The organism is Microbulbifer maximicatervae (SeqCode), from assembly GCF_052467825.1.
The window spans coordinates 2,587,874-2,606,149 of the sequence record NZ_CP174327.1 but is presented as its reverse complement, the minus strand read 5'-3'; the positions used below and the strand labels follow the sequence as shown (position 1 = coordinate 2,606,149).

Here is an 18,276-nt window from a genome sequence, read left to right as displayed (position 1 = left end):
TACACAAGGAGAAGTAATGAGTATCCGAGGAGTATTAACCCGGTTCACTTTAACTTATATAACACTGATTTTCATCGTAGGATTTACACTTAACTATTTTGGCCTTAGCAGTAGTAGCGGCGTAAATATCGGAATATTATTAGGCACGATATTTTGGGTATGTTCTTCTTTTGCGAATAAGAATCGTCGCTATTTCAATAAAGGTGAAAAAACCAGGGTAGTGATTGGTCTCATCACAATTAACATGCTTATTCAAGCTATTTTCGGAGCTATCGCACTTTCCGAATCTGGTCATGAAGTAAGCGGTTCAGTTCTTTTGTTCTCAGTTGCGATTATCGGAGCTATTCATGCAGTCGCTATCTATTTCTTCGTAGGGTTTGCGAAAAAAACACTAATTAAGCAAGGCATCATAGAGAGTTAAGAAGACCAGCCAGAGGGACGTCAAAACCGCCGCTTCGCTTTGGTTTTGCCTTCCCTACTGGACACACCAACGCGCGCCGCTGCTTCGTGCGCACCGTAATCTCAACCAACTCCATCCCCCAACACCCTCTCCTTTTGTAAACGCCTATAGATTTCCTCACGGTGAACGGGCAGAGATTTGGGAGCACGTATACCTATCTTTACCTGATTACCCTTAACTTCCAATACCGTAATTGAGACGTTCGCTCCAATCCGTAAGTTTTCACCCTTCCGGCGCTTTAAGATCAACATAATTGCTTCCTATGAATACTCAAACCATGCGTAGACCTCCCTTAATGGAAGGATTTGAAAGTAACTTTTAAGGAAGTATTAGGTGGAGCGCGAGAACGGTAGGCATAGAGGTAGAAAAGGCAGACGCAACGCTTCCAGAGCCAAGGGACATGCCCCAAACTACTGAATGGACTCCACTTTATTGAAGACGAGCGGGTTTCTAGCGTATGATCCATATAGCCATTTTGATAGGTCGATTATCAATTTGGTTAGCTGGCCCCAGGTGTTCCACCACCTTGGGTCAGCGCCTTTTACTTACTCTTACGTCACGCTACCGTTCTCCTTTGAGGGAATGGTTTTTAGAAAATTCTTGATTCTCTCGGATATCTTTGGTCATCGGCCTTTAGCAGGCTGTTCAATGACGACCCAAATACCGATAAATATCCACCGATTTTACGCAGCTTTGACACTAAAACAAACTGAATAAAATCCAATAAGATTATTTTTGTGCCTATATTTTTGGTTGCTCATGCATTGAAAAATTTCAGTCGCGTATAAAAATGGTCGTTAAGGCTGGTATTCTTCACTGCTTTTCAGCTTGGAATCCAGAAACAATAGATCATCCCTAGAGGCTTCACTTTGTTGTTTTTATATACAGGCTGTTACTTTTCTGTGTTCTCTATTTCGAGGATTAAGAGCAGCTACACATATCCACAGAAAAAAGAACGTTAACTTGTTGAATTTTAGCTAGTTTACATCTGTGATCAAAAGCAGCAAAATATCGGGATATAATACAGACGCAATATATTCACTAGAGTAATTTTCCACCGGTGCAGGCTAACATACTGATTGTATGTTTTTTCTGGCTAGAGGGTTTTTCTCCTCTTGAAATATATTGACTGGTGATATAATACGACTGCTTTTGAATACACTGCTATAACCCTTAAAAGGAATTTTCATGAAGCTTATATCAGTAGAAATCGAAAATATACGCTGCTACAAAGACCGCGTTAAGGTTCAGATAGATGACCTTACTACTTTTATTGGCAAGAACGATATAGGAAAGTCTACTGTATTAGAAGCTTTAGAGATCTTCTTTAACAATGATACAGTAAAGATTAGCCAAGATGATGCAAACATCTCTAACGATGATAAAGTGGTTTGTATCACCTGTGAATTCACGAAGCTTCCAGACAAAATAATCCTTGATAGTGGGCATGAAACTACACTAGGAAACGAATATTTATTGACATCTGAGTCAACCTTAAAAATTAAAAAGGTCTTTGATTGTGGAAAGAAAACGCCAAGTTGTGATGTTTTTATTATTGCTCACCACCCTACAGCTGCTGGCATAAACAGCTTACTTGAACTTAAAGAAAAAGATCTGCAGAAAATAATAAAAGATCAGGGCATTGATAGCGCACTTAAAGGCAACCCTCTAATGCGAAAAGCTATATGGGAAAATGCTGAAAACTTGGAACTTCAAGAGATAGAGATACCGGTAACAAAACCTAAAGAAGATAGCAAAAGAATCTGGGAGCAACTTGACAAGTATTTGCCTTTGTTTGCCCTGTTTCAAAGTGATAGGAGTAGTAAAGATTCAGATGGAGAAGTTCAAGATCCTATGAAGGCAGCTGTTGCTACTGCAATAGCCGAAGTTAAGGATGATATTGAACGAATTCAGAAAAGAGTAAAAGTAAGGACGGAAGAGATTGCCAGTAATACTCATAAAGCACTTAAAACCATAGATAAAACTCTTGCATCAGAACTAGTTCCCGATTTTACTCCTCCGACTCCAGCGAAATGGACAGGCTTATTTTCCGTAAGCCTTAGTACGGATGGTATACCATTAAATAAACGTGGAAGCGGTGTGCGCCGATTGGTCTTAGTTAGTTTCTTTAAGGCTGAAGCAGAAAGGCTCCTCACTCAAGGTAGCAAAAAAGGAATTATTTACGCTGTAGAGGAGCCTGAAACCGCTCAACATCCCAACAATCAAAAGATACTCCAACAGGCTTTTTCAGATCTTGCGAGTGAACATAATTGTCAGGTAATACTTACGACTCATAACCCTGGATTTGCTAGTGATCTTCCAATAGAAGGTATTCGTTTCGTTACACGAGATGAAAATGCCAAACCTTGCATAGAAAGTGGAGTAGATGTACTCGGAAAAGTAGCAGAAACTCTTGGAGTGACGCCAGATAGCCGAGTTAAGTTAATTTGCTGTGTTGAAGGCCCAACAGACGTCAAAGCATTAAAATCGCTAAGCCGCGCATTACATCTAGAAGATAATTCGATTCCTGATTTAACTACTGATGAAAGAGTCGCTTTCGTTGTTCTAGGCGGTGGTAATTTAAAACATTGGGTGAACGATAATTATCTAAAAGGTTTCGGACGACCTGAAATGCACATCTACGATGCTGATGTGTCTAGTTATGTTGGTATAATTGAGCAAGTTAACGCGCGTGGCGACGGTTCAATTGGTTTCATTACACAAAAACATGAAATCGAGAGTTACCTGCACTCAGATGTAATAAAAGAGGCTTTTGATGTAGATGTTGTTGTAACAGACCAACCTAATGAGGATGGAAAAGCAACGCCTAAGGTTTTCGCAGAAGCATATTCAGCTGCACAAGAATATGATGGTGTTATGAAAGATAGTAATGCCAAAATACGCCTTGCAGAAAGAGCTTTTCCACTTATGACTGCGAATATGATTCATGAAAGAGACCCTAACGGAGAAGTGAAAGAGTGGTTCACTACAATGGCTGGTTTTCTAAACTAGTGTAGCGGGTTATAACAAGTCAAAGAACGCTGGCGCAGCATTGCTACGCTGGTGTTTGAGACGTTAACTCTAAGGAAAGATTCCGAGAATATAACGTTAAACGAAATTACCATTAGAGGGCAATCTAATGACTGGGGGGTGGCGCCGTCAATAGAGCTAGCTCCCTCTCTGGCGGCTCTTTCTCTTTGGTTTACAGGTAAAGGAGATTAAATACTTGGAATTGGCGGCACAAATAGGACACCCATGAATCATGCCCAGCTGTATCATTGACTCTACCTTTTAGACCACCCCGTTTCGGTGCTCTTGGCCACCTCACCTCCAGGCTAAGCCTTATAGGATGTTTCTGTTCGCCAGCTCGCTGTCTTGCTAGCGGCTTCCTCCCCAAAGGACAGCAATCTAGGACAGCCAAAGACTAGAGAGTGGTACCGGCAATAGAGCTAGCTCCCTCTCTGGCGGCTCTTTCTCTTTGGTTTACAGGTAAAGGAGATTAAGTACTTGGAATTGGTCTTCAGGCTATTGGGATCGCTGTTTTTCGATTAAAGGGCGGTAATCGTGCTGTTGAGTACTTGAGGCCGGGGTAGATTAGCAGGGCGTAGATGAGAGGAGGCGCCGACAGTCGCTTATACCGTGTACCCAGCGTTTATCGAGTTGAGCACAAACTTTTTGTACAACCTCTACCGATCCCACCAAGCCTTTAAAGCGACTTTCAAAGTTCCGGCTGAAATAAAGCCAGTGCTTGGGTGAAATGCCGAGTCGCTCCAGAATAGGAGGTATGTTTTCGGCAATACAACCCCGTTTTCTTGGGTCTAAATGCCGGCCGCTCCAGTCCACTAACTCCAAATAGTGATCCAGCTGGAAAGGAAGCCCTTTCGGCATATTCAAACGCTCACCGCCGACAAACGGAAGTAGATTTTTGGGCTGCTTACCTGAGACTGCCGCACGAATACGCTGTTGAATCGAAGTGTAATCAGACTCTTCAGGTGTCTTGGCAATATTGGCACGGATGGGGTTAAGGTCTACGTAGGCCATACAAGCGGCGAGTGCTCTTTCATCCAGTAAAGCCTGAGACTTGAACCGGCCCTCCCAAAAGCGGCCTGTACAGTTGTCTTCAGCATTGGCCTGGCGGGCGATGGATTCATTTAAACAGCGCATAAACCAGCTGATATCCATTAGACGCTCCCGCCATAGGGAAACGACCTCTTTTAGCCTGTCTTCCTCAGCGTGATCGAGAGTATCGCCCTGAAGATAGCGCTGGGCCAAGCTAGAGGCTTTGAAGAGTTTTTTCCAGCGAGTAATTACCTCTGTAAGAGACCACTTGTTAGCTGATTTTGTGTCGATATAGAGCACTATATGGTAGTGATTACTCATTACTGCATAGGCGGCAATATCTAGCGCAAACACCTCGGCTAACTTATGCATACGGCTTTCAATCCATTCGCGCCGATGCTCGTAATCTTTTCCGGATTCAGTATCTCTGCCACATAGAAATGCACGCCGTACACAGCGGGAGACACAGTGATAGTACGGTGTTGCATCAAGAGATATCTGGGTGCTTCGCGGTAGAGTCATCGGCTGCACGCGCATTTGCATGTATAAAAATACAGTATTTTGTGGAATTTCAATCTTTTGTCAATAGGGATGGCGGTTTGTACTTTCTATTTGGTGGGTGTCCAGGATTAACACCGACCACGCTGACAGCTTCACAGCACAAGCTACACAGATCTCCCCAGATAAGAACGAGAACTTTCACTACACAACTGCATCATTGACCCTACCCATTTGATCGCTTGGCTTCGGTGTCCTTGGCCACCTCGCCTCCAGGCCATATAAAATGCTTCTGTTCGTCAGCTCGTGTTTTTGCTAGCAGCTTCCTCCCCACAAGACATCACGGTATTGCAGTTGCCATTCGCTAGTAGTTAGCATTTAATGGCGCCCATTAAATGGTGATTTTCCTAAAGGGGACTTTCACCCCATTAGTCCACACCCATGCTGGGCGTACCAAACGTAGTCGGGCGACACAAAATACGCACGCCTGCTACGGATGTCATGTGTTTTTTGGGTAGAGCCTTTGAAATGAAAAAATTACTTTTAATGGCAGTTGTATTTGTTTTGCTGGGTTGCGCTACAAATAATATAGATATGCAAAAAGAAAAGACAGATTTAACGTTACGTAATTCGTGGAAGCGAATAGATGGCTGGCTATCTGAAAATGCTCCTAAAATACGGGACGCGCTAAACCCTCCTGCTAGCGAAGAAGCTATAACTGAACTGGAAGAAACTATCGGTGAAAAATTGCCTGAGGACTTAAAAGAGCTTTATCGAATCCACAATGGCTTAAATAGCAATGCTGTTGCAAATCTTGTTTATGGTTTGCAGTTCTATTCAATTGAAGAAGTCATACTAGAGTACTCCAGACTAAAAAATATTAAAGATATGAAAGATTTTCCACCATTAAATTATGCTGATCCAGGTGTAAAGGTAACTTCCGTATCAAGCATGATGCGTATTCCAATAGGAGATGACTCTAGTGGGTGTGGGCTGTTTATAGACTTAGATCCAAATTCAGAAGGTAAGATTGGTCAAATAGTTTTGTATGATCAAGATTATAACATAGCGCTAAACCCAGCTTCATCAATAGAAGAAATGTATTCTGATTTTGCAAATCACTTGGAAGCTGGTAGGTACAAATTATTGGAAGACGCTCTAGCTGATGGTGAACACTGGTTAGACGCAGATGCAGAGCTAGATATTATTAATTGGCACAATTCAAAACGGTGGAAAGATATTCTTGGCAAGCGCTAATACATAAATCGGGTAGCAGGTATTGTCTAGCTATCGGCCCCCACACCACCCATCGTGCAGGTCCGCAATGGGTGGTTCCCTATCCAAAATGAATCTCTATCCAACGATCGTATCGAGCAGATCTTCATTTGAACTGAGTGTCATGGCAGTGCGCTACCTCAACTTTATCCAACAGGAAACATATCGCTAGGCTAGCCCTGCCTTCTAACTCGTGGAATTTGAATTCAGGGCTTCACCATGTCCAAGGTATTAATCTTGGCATTAGGCTACTATGCCGCCGGCTGACTTCTGTTTAATCACCCTGATCATTACTGACCGAGGCGCTGCTGTGTTCCACCACCTTTTTCTGTCTCCGCGATGGTGGCTAGCGGGCTAAGCCTACATATGAGTCAACGGCCACGCCGGCAGCTTCACAGCAGCAAGCTAAACAGATCTCCCCAGATAAGAACATGAACTTTCACTACGTAACTGTATCATCTACCCTACCCATTAGATCACATGGCTTCGGTGTCCTTAGCCACCTCGTCTCCAGGCTAAGCCTTATAGGATTTTTCTGTTCGCCAGCTCGTAGTCTTACTAGCGGCTTCCTCCCCCCAGACCTCGCGGTATTGCAGTTGCCATTCGCTGGTAGTTAGCATTTAATGGCGCCCATTAAACGGTGATCCTCCTACATGGGACTTTCACCCCAATTAGTCCACGCCCGTGCTGGACGCATCATGCGTAGGCACACCGACAAAATTGGCGCTGCGCTTCAATTTTCTTCGCTACGGGCGTTAAAGGTACGTCAATGATTAGAGCCATTTTCGTAATAGTTTCCCTAAGTATGATATCTGGTTGTGTTGGTTTAGCTGTTGGCACTTACGGGAAAAAAGAATGGGTAAGAACAAAATTCAGCTTAGGAAAAGAGAGAAATCAATTCGCTTTCGAGAAGAGAGATTCGCCTTACTCAGAGACTGAAATTATCGAGCATTGGGGCAATCCAGATACTGTAGATCAATTTGAGGAGTGCAAAGTACTCATTTTCAAAGATGGAACCTCATGGGCGGGCGCTGGTGCATTTGTTGGTGTAGTGCCGGTTCCTATTGCGGTACCAACTGGGACGTATAAGAATCGTTTTTACCTTCGTAACAATTCAGCTGTTGGCTTAATTCAAGAGTATGGAGAAGTAGATCGTGCTCTTGGCTATACGTGTGGCAGTAATGAGTGCGCAGCTAGCTCTGGAGAAAAGGTTAATGAGTCTGAGTTTGATGCTAAAGTGGCAGTAGCACAATGGTGTGCCAAGTCCCTTTAACAAACGCAGGTAGTATACTCCGAGCCTTCGCGGGACGTTAAATTTCTAAAGTAGTATTAAGATGGATGAGAGAGATCAAAAGGCACTTGATGATATTGAAGAATATGGATGCCATGTTCTTAATGTGATGGAAGGAGATGGTGAGCCTTCATTTACATATTCTATCGGCATAAATAAGCAGCAAAATAAGCCTGATGTTCTAATTATGGGGCTAAAGTCTGAGCTAGCTCATTCTATGGCGAATAACTATAAAAATCGACTTCTTGAGGGCGAAGTCTTTGAACCAGGGAAGTATTATTCAGGCTTTCTTGGTGACTTTGATGTGTGTTTTATAAAAGTAACAAAAAGACACTTTGAAGAGTACTTTGGGTGGGGGCTGTGGCTGCATGATGGAGACGATTTTGAAGTACTTCAGATGATATGGCCTACCACCGATGGCGTTTGGCCTTGGAATGAAAATAAGTCAGATTATTACAAGTGGGCGCAACCAATCCTAAACGATGATGGGTTGCTTAAAGAAATTTAAATCGGATAGCCGGTAGCTTCTAGCTACCGGCCCCCACACCAACCATCGTACGGGTCCGCAATGGGCGGTTCTCTATCCGTAATGAATCTCGACCCAACGAAAGTCTTGAGCAGATCTTCATTTGAGTTGAGTATCATGGCAGTGCTACTTCTGAGTCAGCAGCAACGCCGACAACTTCACAGCAGAAAGCTAAACAGATCTCCCCAGATAAGAACGTGATCTTCCACTCCACAACTGCGTCATTGACTCTAACCGTTAGATCACCCGGCTTCGGTGCCCTTGGCCACCTCGCCTCCAGGCTAACTCTTATGAGATGTTTCTGTTCGCCAGCTCGTAGTCTTACTAGCGGCTTCCTCCCCACAAGACCTCACGGTATTTCAGTTGCCATTCGCTAGTAGTTAGCATTTAATGGCGCCCATTAAACGGTGATTTTCCTACTGGGGACTTTCACCCATTAGTCCGCGTCCATTGGGCGTACCAAGTCAATATTGTTCGCCACTGCGTGGCTGGACTTGCTGACGCTTGCCGCAAATTGAGTCGATAGCAAAGATCGAGAAAAATTAATGAAATCTATAAGTTACGAAAACCTAAATAGCCTCTATCAATGGATGGATTTCATCGTAAATGAAAAGGACGTTTCTTTAGATAATGTAGATTGCAATTTAAAAATATTCGGCGAAGGAGATGATGCCTATTTGGTAATCAATATATATGAAGGCGAATCCAATTCGACTGAATATTATTTCAAACCGGATGATCCTGAGAATGGTCTATTACCACTTATCTCAACTTTAGCTGAATTTAATTTCTCAGCTAAGGAAATGTTAGAAAAACTTCCATCTCAAAAATACACAGAGGATGATATCGGCTGTTATTCGATCTTCAAGGGCATGAAAATATTCAAAGAAATCGTTGCATCCAATTAAGGCCTATTGCATGAAAAAGAATACTCAAATTAACGTGAAATATTCCGTTAAACATACAACTCAAAAGCCCATCTCTGAATCATCGCTAATTATATCGTCTAAAAATACCGATAAGGCCTTGGAAAAAAGGAAGAAAGAAAAGAGTAATACTGAGGAATTTACCGAATGGAAGTAAAGGTTTTTACCTCTTCTCTAATACGGGATACGATGCCAGAGTCGGAATTGGCTAGTCTTGTATCGGAGTTCAGAACGTATAAAAAATCCGGAAATGCTCCGCTACTCTTTGGTCGAGATGCCTCATACAATCGTCCAGATGCTGTACTCAAAGCAGATATGCATCATATCCATCTGAAAGGCAATGAAAAATGGAGCTTAAATATTGTCCAGTTTCGAAGGTTGAGCAATCTACATCTTTTATATTGTCGCGGTTTTATGAATCCGAATGCATACTTGCTAATCGCAGTTATAGATAGAGCGCATGAGAGGGCTAGAAATATCAATTTCATGCTGGATATGGCAGAAATTGCTGAGGGTTTTAGATCTAAAGTCTAATGCTAAATCCGGTAGCCGGTAGCATCTAACTACCGGCCCCCACATCCCCCATCGTGCGGGTCCGCAATGGATAGTTGCCTATCCATAATGAGTTTCTACCCAGCGATAGTGTCGAGCAGCTCTTCATTTGAGTCGAGTGTCATGGTAGCGCGTCACCTCAACATACCGATAGAAACAACATTCGTCTCGGTAACATTTGTCAAAAGGCCCTTATGCAGGTAAAGCTATGGGATGAAGACCCCAATAGGCGAGTTGATTGGCCTTGGGATAGCGGCTGGATTATTCATAAAGAAAGCCCAAGCGATTTGAACTGGCCACTTGGTATGGAAATACCCTTGCAGGCCTAAGCTTAGGTAGACCTAGCTACGCAGGCACACGACTTCGCCTAGAATTTATCGAATCTAGGCCATCTTCGAGTCCTCTTAGAGGGCGGATTGTTCCTATAACCATCTCAGTTGCCGAGCTGTATGCAAATGTTATTGGAGCTGATGAATTACGCATAATTGACCCAACTGATGAAAAATTGATCGAATCTTATTCGTCATTCGGATATACATACAGCAAAGCTGCTAGTGAAAAGAATCACAAGCACTATCTTGTGAAGGCCATCTCATGAGCAAGAACGAAAGAAAAAAACCATTAACTCCTGAAGAGCTTAGAAAGAGAGCTAAGAAGATTCTTCAAGATAACCCGACATACATAAATAATGAACCATCGGTTGTCGGATCACCAGAGACACTAACTGAAGAGATTGAGGATGATGATGAACCAACAAACGACAAAAAGTGATAAAGAGGCTAAATCGGAAGAAGAAGCAAAAAGAAAGATCGCCCAAAAACTGCATTCTTTATTGATTAAATCAAAACCGCAGGGCCCACCCCAGCGCTAAATCGGATAGCCAGAAGTTTCTAGCTACCGGCCCCCACACCACCCATCGTACGGGTCCGCAATGGGCGGTTCCCTATTCGTAATAAATCTCTACCCAACGAAAGTCTCGAGCAAGTTTTCATTTGAGTTGAGTATCATGGCAGTGAGCTACTTCTGAGTCAGCAGCAACGCCGACAACTTCACAGCAGAAAGCTAAACAGATCTCCCCAGATAAGAACGTCAACTTTCACTACACAGCTCCATCATTGACTCTACCCGTTAGAGCACATGGCCTCGGTGTCCTTGGCCACCTCGCCTCCTGGCTTAGCTTTATAGGATGTTTCTATTCGTCAGCTCGTAGCTTTGCTAGCGGCCTCCTCCCCACAAGACCTCACGGTATTTCAGTTGCCATTCGCAAGTAGTTAGCATTTAATGGCGCCCATTAAACGGTGATCTTCCTACGCGGGACTTTCACCCCATTAGTCCACGCTCATGCTGGGTGTACCAAGCACATTTTGTTCGCTGCTATCGCGGCCAGACGGCTTACGCTACACTTCACCTGCTGCAAATAAGAACGTTAAATGATATGAGTGAGTCGACTTATAATGAATTCTTAGAGTTCCTATTCAACAGGAATGAATCTCTTGGTGAGTGGAGATGGGATATTGATTTGGATGAACCTGACATCTCCGGAGAGTCATTGGTTTCTTATATTATTCGCATGTTTGATAATTATGACAGTGATTTAGCACAGTACAGCGACTGGCAATTAGCGTTAGGATTAGAGTACATTTTTAACAATACCTTCTCCGATCTATCTTTCTATTTAAGAGATGGTCCATCTTCTTTAGAAAAGCGACTACAAGCTATACACTCGTTAAAGCACTTGTATTCAAAGTGTTTAAATTTTCGGTGCCGAGATTCTCTCGGACACCTTTCTGAGGTAGGAAATCCACTCAATAATTTTTGCTATATGCTTTGGGATACAACCCCCCTTAGCTATTGTGAGGAACTTCCTGATTCAGATGCTCTATATTCAGCTGTTGCTGAGGTCATGGAATATGCTTTATCGCTAGATAACCTTGCATGTATCGAAAGTGGTCTTCATGGATTGGGTCATCTAGAGCTTTACTACAAAGATGCCCCCAAAATAGTGAAAAAATTTATAAAGGATGCAAGAGTTAAAAATAGTAGACTGCTCGAATATGCAATAAATGCGGAAAGTGGTTGTATTCAGTAAAACATTTAAATCCGGGGGCCGGTAGTATCTAACTACCGGCCCCCACATCACACTCCATACGAGTCCGTAATGGGCGGTTCCCTATCCGTAATAAATCTCTATCCAACGATAGTGTCGAGCAGTTCTTCATTTGAGCTGAGTGTCATGGCAGTATGCTACTTCTGAGTCAGCGGCCACCCTGACAGCTTCACAGTAGCATGCTAAACAGATCTCCCCAGATAAGAACGAGAACTTTCACTACACAACTGCACCATTGACTCTATCCGGATGATCACCCGACTTCGATGCCCTTGGCCACCTCGCCTCTAGGCCAAATCATATAAGACATATCTGTTCGTCTTTGCTAGCGGCCTCCTCCTCACAAGACCTCGCGGTATTGCAGTTGCCATTCACTACTACTTAGCATTTAATGGCGCCCATTAAATGGTGATCTTCCTACGCGGGACTTTCACTCCATTAGTCCACGCCCATGCTGAGTGTGCCAAATTTAAGAAAGCGGACAAATTACTAGGCCTTCGATTCCGTAATTTGCCGTTGCTAAAGGTGTTATGTAGGGCTAAGTCGAGAGCTTATTGATAGAGGTGGCGTAATTGACATTAGCTTAAAGAATCACCCTGGCACTCACTGTAGCGCTACGACAAATTTACCAGACACAATAAGTTGTTTTTATGCAGCCTTTTAATACTCAATTTACCTTATCTAGAGATTACCTTGCCGAATGCTATGATCAGTCTCTACCCTATGGGAAAAATGTCAAGCCCAATTATCTTCTTCCTACATTATTATTATCTTCTGGTGCGGGATTACTGTTATTTACTGAGCAACCTAAGATCGCAAGTTGCACGTTAATTGCATTAGGCGCGCTGGAACTGATTCACATTCGATATCGACGAGCTTGGTGGTTAGCACGGCAGATGCTTGGGAAAAGTGCCGGTAGTGAAGTGAAATTAACCATAGATAATGACGGAATCCAGACACAGAATCCTTATACGATAACAGTTCTGTCGTGGGCAGATATCGAGCGTATTATTGAAACTGATTTAGGTCTTATTTTGGTGGCTAAATCTGGGGGGCAGCAGTACTTGTCTAAATCGTTATTACCAGCTGAATTAATTAATGAGATAGTTACCAAGATTAAGGGTAAACATTGATTTCAATAAAAATTAGAATCTTGCCTAGCGCACCAAGGCGAATCAGATCTTTCCGACCCTACGGGCCTCCAACAGATAGCTTTCTTTGTGTAATTTTTGGAAAAATCATGCGAAATTCAATATTATTAATTTTGGTTCTATTCTCGGCACCTGTGTTATCAAAGGAAGATTGCGGGCTAGAATCTATCGGCTTAGAGAAGTCTTCAACTGTTGCCGAAAAACTGTATTACACAGGTACATGCCATTATCGAAATAAAGACTATGAACTATCAGCTAGGTCTTGGGAAGAGCTATCTAATCTGAAAAAGGTTGATCCAGAATTTCAGGGCTTACAAGTAGATGTGCTAAATAATCTAGGGTACTTAAAGTTCTTTGGTTTCGGAATTAAACAAGATCAAAAACTAGCGGTTTCGTACTGGGCAAAAGCTGTGTCTCTTGGTCATTATGAATCTGAGTATCATTTATGTCATGCTTATGCGGATAAAGAGCAATTAACCTATAACCTTGCCAAGGCAAAGAAGCATTGTGAAAAGGCGTTGCTGATATACAAGGGGATGGAAAATCCCGACAAGGATATAATGTCAACGCTTAAAAAATATAATGCTCAAGTAAATGGGTAAAAATGCATAAATCGAGTATCCGGTAGCTTCTAGCTACCGACCTCCATACCGCCCATCATCCGGCTCCGCAATGGGCGATTCCCTATTCGCAATGAATTTCTACGCAACGATAGTGTCGATCAGCTCTTCATTTCAGTTGAGTACCATTGAAGTGCGATACCTCAACTTTATCCGACTGGAAATATGTCGGTAGGCTAGCCCTATCTTTCAACTAAAGGATTTAGGTTCAGGCCTTCACCTTATCCAAGGTATTAATCCTGGCATTTGGCTACTATGCCGTCGGCTGACTTCTTTTTAATCACCTCGACCATTGGTGACCGAGGCGTCGCCATGTCCCACCACTTTTTTCTATCCCCACGACGGTGGTTAGCGGCTCAGGCCTACTTATGACTCAGCAGCTATACTGACAGCTTTACAGCAGCCAGCTAAACAGATCTCCCCAGATAAGAACGTAAGCTTTCACTACACAACTGCATCATTGACTCTACCCGTTAGATCACCCAGCTTCGGCATCCTTATCCACCTCGCCTACGGACTAAGCCTTATAAGATGTTTCTGTTCGTCAGCTCGTAGTTTTACTAGCGGCTTCCTCCCCACAAGGCCTCGCGATATTGTAGTTGCCATTCAATAGCAGTTAGCATCTAATGGGCACCATTAGTTCCCACCCATACGGGGAGCACCAAGCAGCAGCACGTAAGCCCAGCAAAAAAATGGGCAGGACGGCCTACACGCCGCTTCGCTCTGTTTCGGCCTCCCATGTGCTGGGCGTATGTGTAAATATGGTTAAGAAACCTTTTTCGTGATGGTGATAACGAAAATAGGTAATAGCAATCACCCAAGAAGAGTCATATTTAGTATGAGTACAGGTACAGTAAAGTGGTTCAACGGTGACAAAGGTTTTGGTTTTATTACTCCAGATGATGGAAGCAAAGATCTATTTGTTCACCATTCTGAAATTCAAATGAGTGGTTTCAAATCTCTGGATGAAGGGCAAAAAGTAGAATATGTTGTGGGGCAAGGGCAAAAAGGACCGTGCGCCAACAATGTAAAGTTGCTGTAAGATAGTTAACAGCATAAATCGGGTAGCCGGTAGTTTCTAGCTACCGGCCCCCACGCCACCCATCGTGCAGGTCCTCAATGGGTGGCTCCCTATTCATAGTGAATATCTACCCAACGATAGTGTCGAGCAGCTCTTCATTTGAGCTAAGTATCATGGCAATGCGCTACTTCTGAGTCACCGGCCACGCCGACAACTTCATAGCGGCAAGTTGAACAGATCTTCCCAGATAGGAACGCGGACTTTCGTTACACAACTGCATCATTTACTCTGCCCGTTGATCACCCGGCTTCGGTATCCTTGGCCACTTAGCCTCCAGACTAAGCCTTACAAGATGTTTCTGATAGACAGCTCGTAGTTTTGCTAATGGCTTCTCCCCACAACACCTCGCAGTATTGCAGTTGCCAATCGCTGGTAGTTAGCATTTAATGGCGCCCATTAAACGGTGATCTTCCTACAGGGAACTTTCACCCCACTAGTTCACGCCCATACTGGGCGCACCAAGTCAATTAACTTCGCACTTTAGCGGCCAACAGCTTACAGTCCGCTTCGCTACTTTTCAGCTGCGGGTTATTGACGCGCTATGGATAAGTTGGTAATTGAGTAAGAGATGACAATAGAAAAATATCAAGAAGAAAAAGAGATATTACGAAACTTGAATAAACGAGAAAGCCTGTGGGGCATGTTGATAGCCACACTGATTGGAATTTTTCCAACATTAGCAGTCTTCTATGCTGAGCCGGAGTTATTTGTTTCTGTTTTAGGATGGGTTATTCCAGGGGTAGTCCTCGGAGGTTTTGTTAAGTTGGCAATTAGCGCCCATAGTATTAAGCTTAGGCTTATCCCTGCTGGGTTAATATTTCTACTTGGACCGTTATTGCTATTTGTAACAGGAAATCCATTTACTTTTTTCATTGGCCTAATGAACATGTTTATAGTTATAACAATTACAAGGCCAAGATTATCAAAAGATCAAGAGCGGGCACTCTGGCTTCAACGACAGGGAAAGCTCCGGCCATAACATGCAGCTGTATTCTAACCCCCGAAAGTTGAGCAGGGCGTAAAATCTGAGGAGAAAAAAATGAGATGTATTTTAATAGCACTGTCACTGGTATTTTTTCTAGCTGGTTGCGCAGCTTCTATCCCAAAGGAAGATCTTGAGAGATCAGCATTTATTAGGGCAGGCTCAACCAATATTTGGTCAATAACAAGCGGCGGCTCAACGGTTTCTTTGACTGCCATTGATGGCCTACCTGCAAACACAAAAAATGGACCTGTAGCAGTCAGCCCAGGTAAACATACAATTACTATGTCGTGTGCAGGCAATGAAAATGATTTTGAACTAACCGTCAGAGCTGGTGAAATATACGAGTATACCTATGGTGTTGGCGGGCCAAAGGGGTGTTTTGGTGGGCTGATCAAGGTTAATTGATCTATATTCGGTAGCTTCTAGTTACCGGCCCCCACACCACCTATCGTGCGAGTCCGCAATCGGCGGCTCCCTATCCTTACGAGCGTACGATAGCCTCAAACAGCTCTTCAATTGAGTTGAGTATCATGGCAGTGCGATACCTCAACTTTATCCAACTAGAAACATATCGGTACGCTAGCCCTGTCTTTTAGCGCGTGGATTTAGGGTTCAGGCTTGCACCATATCCAAGGTATTAATCTTGGCACTTAGCTACTATGCCGTCGGTTCATTTCTGTTTAATCACCTTGGTCATTACTGACCGAGGCGGAGCTGTGTTCCACCACTTATTTTCTATCCTCGCGATGTCAGCTAAGGGGTTGGGCTGACAGCTTCGCAGCAGCAAGTGAAACAGATCCCCCCAGATAGGAGCGTGATCTTTCACTCCACAACTGCATCATTAATTCTACCTGTTAGATCACCCGGCTTCGGCATCCTTGGCCACCTCGCCTCCAAGCTAAGCCCTTTAGGATGTTTCTATTTGTCAGCTGGTAGTTTTGCTAGTGACCTCCTCCCCATAAGACCTCGCGGTGTTGCAGTTGCCATTCGCTAGTAGTTAGCATTTAATGGAATCCAGTAAATGGAGATCCTCCTACATGGGACTTTCACTCCAATTTGCCCACACTCATGCTGAGCGTACCAAGTGGCTGCACTGGACAAATTTTAGCATTCACCTTTTGTGCAAAATTACGTACAAACCGCCATCAAAATTTGCTCGGTGAACCGGGCGTTATAATTATAAGGGAGATTCTAATTGATAAAATTTCTAAAATATTTTGCCAGCTTTGGGGTCCTTAGTGGGATCGCATTTATAGTCGCCTACAACCATAATCTATATGTTTGGGAGCAACCAAGTAGAAGCATGTGGATTAGCAATGGTAGCTTATTTGATGGTACAGGTACGTTGCCCATAGAGAACCCTGGAATCCTTGTAGAGGATGGTAAAATTTCTTGTCTGGGAGATACTTGTGAAGTACCAATAGATGCTATTCAAGTTGATGCAGCAGGTAAATCAATTGTACCTGGACTCATAGAGCTTCACGGTCATTTTTTCAGTGGTAAAGCTGATTCTAGCGAGAGCAGCTTACCTGCAATGATTTGGAATTCGATCCGATTGCAACCAGATGTTAGACGGAAGCTGATCGAATCAGGTATTACAAGTTATCGTTCCGTCGGCGATCCCAGCTCGGGAATTTATAAGCTAAAAAAGTCACTTGACGACCAGGAGGTCGCTGGGCCACATATGTTTATTTCGGGGCCTATATTTACTGCTCCTGGTGGACATCCGGTTCAAAGAATACCAAATCGGATGATCGAGCAAATGGTCGTGCAATCCGATGATCCAAAATATGTAAAGGAGAAAATCGCTGCTCTGGTTGAGCAAGGCATTGACGGTATTAAAGCCGTCTATCAGGGCCATACAAATGAACAGGGCGAAATCACGTTACCCCGCATCTCAAAGGAAACCTTGCAGGCTATTACAACGGAAGCTCGCAAGCATGGGCTTTGGGTTGCGGTACACACAGGCTCTCCACAAGAAACTAATGAAGCTATTAAAGCTGGAATAACTACCGTTGAGCATGGTGTGCGACATGGCAATCTCATTAGCCCAGAAACAATGCAATTAATTGTCGAGCACAATATAGTTTATGTGCCAACTTTAGGTCGAGAACCCAAGGGACACCTGAATATACCGGCCCTACACGAGGCTGGAGTTCAATTTGGTGTTGGCACTGATACACAAGGCAAAATGATTGCTGGTGACAGCTACCACAATGAATTGTCACGCATGGTTGATGCTGGACTACCTGATGCGAAAGCGCTTATAGCCGCCACTAGAAATGGTGCCGAAGCTTTAGGGTTAATTGATCAACTGGGGACCATTGAAGTTGGTAAATCTGCTGATCTACTACTTGTCGATGGTCAGCCTTGGAGTGATATTCGTGACCTTAAAAATATCAAGATGGTCGTTCTATCAGGACGAATTGCGTTGGATAAACGTGAACTGACATCGATATAAATACCCTGATCCCCCGTTAACGATTTATAAATCGGGTAGCCGGTAGTTTTTATCTACCGGTCCTCACACCACCCATCGTGCGGGCCCGCAATGGACGGCTCGCTATCGGTAATGAGTATCTACCCAGCGATCACGCAACGATATCATTTACTCTACCCTTTTGATCATATAGCTTCGGTGTCCTTGGCCACCTCACCTCTAGGTTAAGCCATATAGGATGTTTCTATTCGTCAGCTCGTAGTTTTGCTAGCAGCTTCGTTCCCATAAGACCTCGCGGCGTTGCA

The 18,276-nt window shown here is 43.6% G+C and carries 17 protein-coding genes; 15 read left to right on the top strand and 2 right to left on the bottom strand.

The window, feature by feature from the left end:
* Positions 1-16 precede the first annotated feature (16 nt).
* Complete coding sequence (locus tag ACJJII_RS11480; protein WP_444919229.1) at positions 17-421, top strand: ABZJ_00895 family protein; 405 nt, start codon at positions 17-19, stop codon at positions 419-421.
* A gap of 101 nt (positions 422-522) precedes the next feature.
* On the opposite strand, the gene csrA is transcribed toward ACJJII_RS11480, so the two are convergent.
* Positions 523-711, bottom strand: coding sequence for a carbon storage regulator CsrA (csrA, locus tag ACJJII_RS11475; RefSeq protein ID WP_444919228.1), 189 nt, complete (start codon positions 709-711; stop codon positions 523-525).
* Positions 712-1,648: 937 nt separating this feature from the next.
* Between csrA and ACJJII_RS11470 the strand changes: the two genes are divergently transcribed.
* On the top strand, positions 1,649-3,472 hold the full coding sequence (locus tag ACJJII_RS11470; protein ID WP_444902077.1) for an ATP-binding protein: 1,824 nt from the start codon (positions 1,649-1,651) through the stop codon (positions 3,470-3,472).
* Between the two features lie 582 nt (positions 3,473-4,054).
* On the opposite strand, the gene ACJJII_RS11465 is transcribed toward ACJJII_RS11470, so the two are convergent.
* Entirely contained in the window at positions 4,055-5,041 is a 987-nt protein-coding gene (locus ACJJII_RS11465; RefSeq protein WP_444919227.1) for a transposase, read from the bottom strand.
* A 504-nt stretch (positions 5,042-5,545) separates the two neighbouring features.
* Between ACJJII_RS11465 and ACJJII_RS11460 the strand changes: the two genes are divergently transcribed.
* The 13 genes from ACJJII_RS11460 (at position 5,546) to ACJJII_RS11400 (ending at position 17,992) form a co-directional block, all read left to right on the top strand.
* On the top strand, positions 5,546-6,274 hold the full coding sequence (locus ACJJII_RS11460; protein WP_444919226.1) for an SMI1/KNR4 family protein: 729 nt from the start codon (positions 5,546-5,548) through the stop codon (positions 6,272-6,274).
* A 787-nt stretch (positions 6,275-7,061) separates the two neighbouring features.
* Positions 7,062-7,565, top strand: a complete 504-nt coding sequence (locus ACJJII_RS11455; RefSeq protein ID WP_444906195.1) for a hypothetical protein — start codon at positions 7,062-7,064, stop codon at positions 7,563-7,565.
* 61 nt (positions 7,566-7,626) lie between these two features.
* Positions 7,627-8,091 carry a DUF4262 domain-containing protein gene (locus ACJJII_RS11450; protein ID WP_444906196.1) on the top strand — a complete coding sequence of 155 codons (465 nt, stop codon included), beginning with the start codon at positions 7,627-7,629 and terminating at the stop codon, positions 8,089-8,091.
* Positions 8,092-8,654: 563 nt separating this feature from the next.
* Positions 8,655-9,017 carry a hypothetical protein gene (locus ACJJII_RS11445; RefSeq protein ID WP_444906197.1) on the top strand — a complete coding sequence of 121 codons (363 nt, stop codon included), beginning with the start codon at positions 8,655-8,657 and terminating at the stop codon, positions 9,015-9,017.
* A 165-nt stretch (positions 9,018-9,182) separates the two neighbouring features.
* Positions 9,183-9,569: a type II toxin-antitoxin system YafO family toxin gene (locus tag ACJJII_RS11440; RefSeq protein ID WP_108732066.1), complete on the top strand. Its 387-nt coding sequence runs from the start codon at positions 9,183-9,185 to the stop codon at positions 9,567-9,569.
* A gap of 612 nt (positions 9,570-10,181) precedes the next feature.
* Complete coding sequence (locus tag ACJJII_RS11435) at positions 10,182-10,358, top strand: hypothetical protein (RefSeq protein ID WP_444919225.1); 177 nt, start codon at positions 10,182-10,184, stop codon at positions 10,356-10,358.
* A gap of 664 nt (positions 10,359-11,022) precedes the next feature.
* On the top strand, positions 11,023-11,676 hold the full coding sequence (locus tag ACJJII_RS11430) for a hypothetical protein (RefSeq protein ID WP_444919224.1): 654 nt from the start codon (positions 11,023-11,025) through the stop codon (positions 11,674-11,676).
* Positions 11,677-12,344: 668 nt separating this feature from the next.
* Positions 12,345-12,827, top strand: a complete 483-nt coding sequence (locus tag ACJJII_RS11425; protein ID WP_444919223.1) for a YcxB family protein — start codon at positions 12,345-12,347, stop codon at positions 12,825-12,827.
* Positions 12,828-12,934: 107 nt separating this feature from the next.
* Positions 12,935-13,447, top strand: coding sequence for an SEL1-like repeat protein (locus tag ACJJII_RS11420; protein ID WP_444919222.1), 513 nt, complete (start codon positions 12,935-12,937; stop codon positions 13,445-13,447).
* A gap of 856 nt (positions 13,448-14,303) precedes the next feature.
* Positions 14,304-14,507, top strand: a complete 204-nt coding sequence (locus ACJJII_RS11415; protein ID WP_444919221.1) for a cold-shock protein — start codon at positions 14,304-14,306, stop codon at positions 14,505-14,507.
* A 607-nt stretch (positions 14,508-15,114) separates the two neighbouring features.
* Entirely contained in the window at positions 15,115-15,525 is a 411-nt protein-coding gene (locus ACJJII_RS11410; protein WP_444919220.1) for a hypothetical protein, read from the top strand.
* A 60-nt stretch (positions 15,526-15,585) separates the two neighbouring features.
* Positions 15,586-15,936, top strand: a complete 351-nt coding sequence (locus tag ACJJII_RS11405; RefSeq protein ID WP_444919219.1) for a hypothetical protein — start codon at positions 15,586-15,588, stop codon at positions 15,934-15,936.
* Between the two features lie 790 nt (positions 15,937-16,726).
* Complete coding sequence (locus ACJJII_RS11400; protein WP_444919218.1) at positions 16,727-17,992, top strand: amidohydrolase family protein; 1,266 nt, start codon at positions 16,727-16,729, stop codon at positions 17,990-17,992.
* The last annotated feature ends 284 nt before the right edge of the window (positions 17,993-18,276 follow it).

Coding starts and splice junctions, on each gene's coding strand:
- ACJJII_RS11480 (WP_444919229.1), top strand. CDS start 17: ATGAGTATCCGAGGAGTATTAACCCGGTTCACTTTAACTTATATAACA.
- csrA (WP_444919228.1), bottom strand. CDS start 711: ATGTTGATCTTAAAGCGCCGGAAGGGTGAAAACTTACGGATTGGAGCG.
- ACJJII_RS11470 (WP_444902077.1), top strand. CDS start 1,649: ATGAAGCTTATATCAGTAGAAATCGAAAATATACGCTGCTACAAAGAC.
- ACJJII_RS11465 (WP_444919227.1), bottom strand. CDS start 5,041: ATGACTCTACCGCGAAGCACCCAGATATCTCTTGATGCAACACCGTAC.
- ACJJII_RS11460 (WP_444919226.1), top strand. CDS start 5,546: ATGAAAAAATTACTTTTAATGGCAGTTGTATTTGTTTTGCTGGGTTGC.
- ACJJII_RS11455 (WP_444906195.1), top strand. CDS start 7,062: ATGATTAGAGCCATTTTCGTAATAGTTTCCCTAAGTATGATATCTGGT.
- ACJJII_RS11450 (WP_444906196.1), top strand. CDS start 7,627: ATGGATGAGAGAGATCAAAAGGCACTTGATGATATTGAAGAATATGGA.
- ACJJII_RS11445 (WP_444906197.1), top strand. CDS start 8,655: ATGAAATCTATAAGTTACGAAAACCTAAATAGCCTCTATCAATGGATG.
- ACJJII_RS11440 (WP_108732066.1), top strand. CDS start 9,183: ATGGAAGTAAAGGTTTTTACCTCTTCTCTAATACGGGATACGATGCCA.
- ACJJII_RS11435 (WP_444919225.1), top strand. CDS start 10,182: ATGAGCAAGAACGAAAGAAAAAAACCATTAACTCCTGAAGAGCTTAGA.
- ACJJII_RS11430 (WP_444919224.1), top strand. CDS start 11,023: ATGAGTGAGTCGACTTATAATGAATTCTTAGAGTTCCTATTCAACAGG.
- ACJJII_RS11425 (WP_444919223.1), top strand. CDS start 12,345: ATGCAGCCTTTTAATACTCAATTTACCTTATCTAGAGATTACCTTGCC.
- ACJJII_RS11420 (WP_444919222.1), top strand. CDS start 12,935: ATGCGAAATTCAATATTATTAATTTTGGTTCTATTCTCGGCACCTGTG.
- ACJJII_RS11415 (WP_444919221.1), top strand. CDS start 14,304: ATGAGTACAGGTACAGTAAAGTGGTTCAACGGTGACAAAGGTTTTGGT.
- ACJJII_RS11410 (WP_444919220.1), top strand. CDS start 15,115: ATGACAATAGAAAAATATCAAGAAGAAAAAGAGATATTACGAAACTTG.
- ACJJII_RS11405 (WP_444919219.1), top strand. CDS start 15,586: ATGAGATGTATTTTAATAGCACTGTCACTGGTATTTTTTCTAGCTGGT.